Source organism: Massilia phyllosphaerae (assembly GCF_034659755.1).
Lineage (GTDB): Bacteria > Pseudomonadota > Gammaproteobacteria > Burkholderiales > Burkholderiaceae_D > Telluria > Telluria phyllosphaerae.
This window is the reverse complement of sequence record NZ_JAXSQX010000021.1, coordinates 1-3070: the sequence shown is the minus strand read 5'-3', so window position 1 is coordinate 3070 and position 3070 is coordinate 1. Positions and strand designations below refer to the sequence as shown.

Genomic DNA, 3070 nt, shown 5'->3' with positions numbered 1-3070 from the left:
CGGTACCGCCGGCGCTGCCGCTTTTCACAACAATGCTGAATTATCGGCATAGCCATGCTGCATCCGCACAGGAGCCAGTCGATTCGCAGCACGCATGGGATGGCATCCGCCATGTAGGCGGAGAAGAGCGCACAAACTATCCATTAGGAGTTTCAGTCAATGACCGTGGCGTCGGCTTTGCCATCAGCACCCAGTGTGTCAAGGCGATCGATCCTTCCCGCATCAACGCCTACCTGAACCGTGCGATGGAGTCGCTTATAGCGGCCCTGCGTGATGCGCCAGAAAAAGAAGTGCGGTCGCTGGACATTCTTCCTGAGACCGAACGGCATCAGCTGCTCGTGTACTTCAACGACACCGCACGCGCCTATGGCGGCACAACTTTGATCCATCAAATGGTCGAGGCTCGCGCTGCCGCCTATCCAGACGCGCCCGCGCTATTGCACGAAGGGGAGATGCTGAGCTACGGCGAATTAAATCGTCGCGCCAACCAGCTCGCGCATTACCTGATCGGCCTGGGTGCGCGTCCGGACGATCGGGTTGCCATCTGTATGTGGCGCGGCATCGGTATGGTCATCGGCTGGCTGGGAATCTTGAAGGCCGGCTGCGCTTACGTCCCGCTCGACCCGGCCTATCCAACGGAACGGCTGGCGTATATGATCGAGGACAGCAGCCCTGTCGCGGTGCTGACCGAGGACAGCCTGCAGAACGTCATGCCCGTCATCAGCCCGCAGCAAGTGGTGGTGATAGACGATCGTTACGGCGATGGCAAGACCATTGCGCGGCAGCCGGACGGTAATCCGGAACGGACGGCGGCCGGTCTGACGGAGAACCACTTGGTCTATGTGATGTATACATCCGGCTCGACAGGCCAGGCCAAGGCCGTCATGATTGAGCACCGCAATCTGTGCAACTGCATCAACGCGCTGCACGAACGCTACCGATTCCGGCCCGGCGAGCGTAACCTTCAACTGGCGTCGATGTCGTTTGACGTTGCGACCCTTGAGACTTGGGGCTGCCTAACCTCTGGGGCGACCCTTGTGCTGCGCACCGACGCTTGGCTGAACGGCGCAACAGCGTTCTGGGCGCATTGCGCCGAGCAAGGAGTTAACTGGATTAATTTTTCTACCATGTTCTGGGAACAGATGACTCAGGACCTGACACTACCCATACCCGAGTGCGTGCGTCAAATCGTGATCGGCGGCGAAGCTGTCAGCCGCCACGCCATCGAAAACTGGTTCGCGCGCACAGGGCATCGTCCTCGCTTATGCAACCATTACGGCCCCACGGAAACGACGATCGAAGCGACCGCATACGAGCCGGATCCGACAACCATGCGCTGGAAATCGATCGGCCGTCCCATAGCCAACTTGCAAGTGTACATCCTCGACCCGATGGGCCAGTCAGTGCCGATCGGCGTGACGGGTGAAATCCACATCGCCGGCACCGGTGTCGCTCGCGGCTACCTGAACCGGCCGGATCTGACCGCCGAGCGCTTCATCCCCGATCCGTTCAGCGCTGTGGAGGGGGCGAGGATGTATCGCACGGGCGACTTGGGCCGCTACCTAGCCGACGGCAATATCGAATATCTTGGCCGCAACGACTTTCAGGTCAAGATTCGCGGTTTCAGGATCGAGCCGAGTGAGGTGGAAGCGCGCCTGTCGGCTTGCGAAGGCGTGCTTGAGGCGGCCGTAATTGCCAGGGAAGACCGCCCGCGCGATCTGCGGTTAGTCGGATATGTGGTGGCCAAGCATGGGACCGCCCTGTCGGTGGCGCACCTGCGCGCGCAATTGGCGGAAACGCTTCCGGACTTCATGCTGCCGTCGGCCATCGTACAAATGGATCGCCTACCCATGACGCCAAATCGCAAACTCGACCGCAAAGCCCTGCCAGCGCCCCAACTGTCGGCCCTGGCGACCCAAGCCTACGAAGCGCCGCAGGGCGTGACCGAAATCGCGCTAGCGGCGATCTGGCAGGACCTGCTCGGCATCGAACGGATTGGCCGCCACGACCACTTCTTCGAGCTGGGCGGCCACTCGCTCATGATCATTGCCGTGATCGCACAATTGCGTAAGCGTGGCATTCAAATGAATGTACGCGCAATCTTCGAGGCCCCGACCGTACTTGCACTGGCCTCATCGCTTGCCACCCATGCCGAGCAATCGTTTGTCGTACCGCCAAATGCGATCCCCGATGACTGTGCTGCGATCACGCCGGCAATGCTGCCGCTGGTGACGCTCTCCGAAGCGGAAATCGAGGCTATCGTCGCTGCGTCGCCTGGAGGCGCTTGTAATATCCAGGATATCTATCCGCTCGGTCCATTGCAGGAAGGTATTTTGTTCCACCACCTGCTGCAGGACCAGGGTGATGCTTACATCACGCGTCATGTGATCGAATGCGACAGTCGTGATCGTATGGATGATTTCCTCACTGCCCTGCAAGGCGTGATCGACCGGCACGACATCCTGCGAACCTCGATCCATTGGCAGGAGCTGACGCGGCCGGTTCAAGTCGTGCACCGCAGTTGCACGTTGCCAGTCCATGAGATTGCACCTGTCACGCAACCGGACGGGCGCGAGTATCTACTCGACTATACCGATCCGCGCCACGTCCGGATGGACCTGGCGCAAGGGCCGTTGCTGGCTGCATATGTCATGCCGAGCACCGATGGGCAATGCCTGTTATCGCTCTTAACCCATCACCTTGCATGTGACCACGTTGGGGTCGAGTTGATCGTCGCCGAGGTGGAGTTGTTGCTCCAGGGACGCCAGGATGCCCTGACTGAACCAGTACCCTACCGCAATTTCATTGCCCAGACCTTGTCTGTCCCTTCCGAAGTACATGAAGCCTACTTCCGTCGCGAGTTGGGTAACGTGGAAACACCCACTGCACCGTATGGCATCCTCGACGTTCACGGCGATGGCAGTGCCGTAAATGAAGAGCAGCTGCTGATCACGGACGATCTGGCCCTGGCGATCCGTGAGACGGCGCGTCGCGAAGGCGTTACCCCGGCCACTCTCTTTCACCTGGCTTGGGCTCAAGTGCTGGCCCAGTGCTGCGGCTTGGATAACGT

General features: G+C 60.0%; 1 protein-coding gene. It reads left to right on the top strand.

Annotated features, from left to right (window positions below):
* Positions 1–3070, top strand: a 3070-nt coding sequence (locus tag U1H99_RS30005) for a non-ribosomal peptide synthetase (protein ID WP_323145149.1), incomplete at both ends; no start/stop codon positions are given.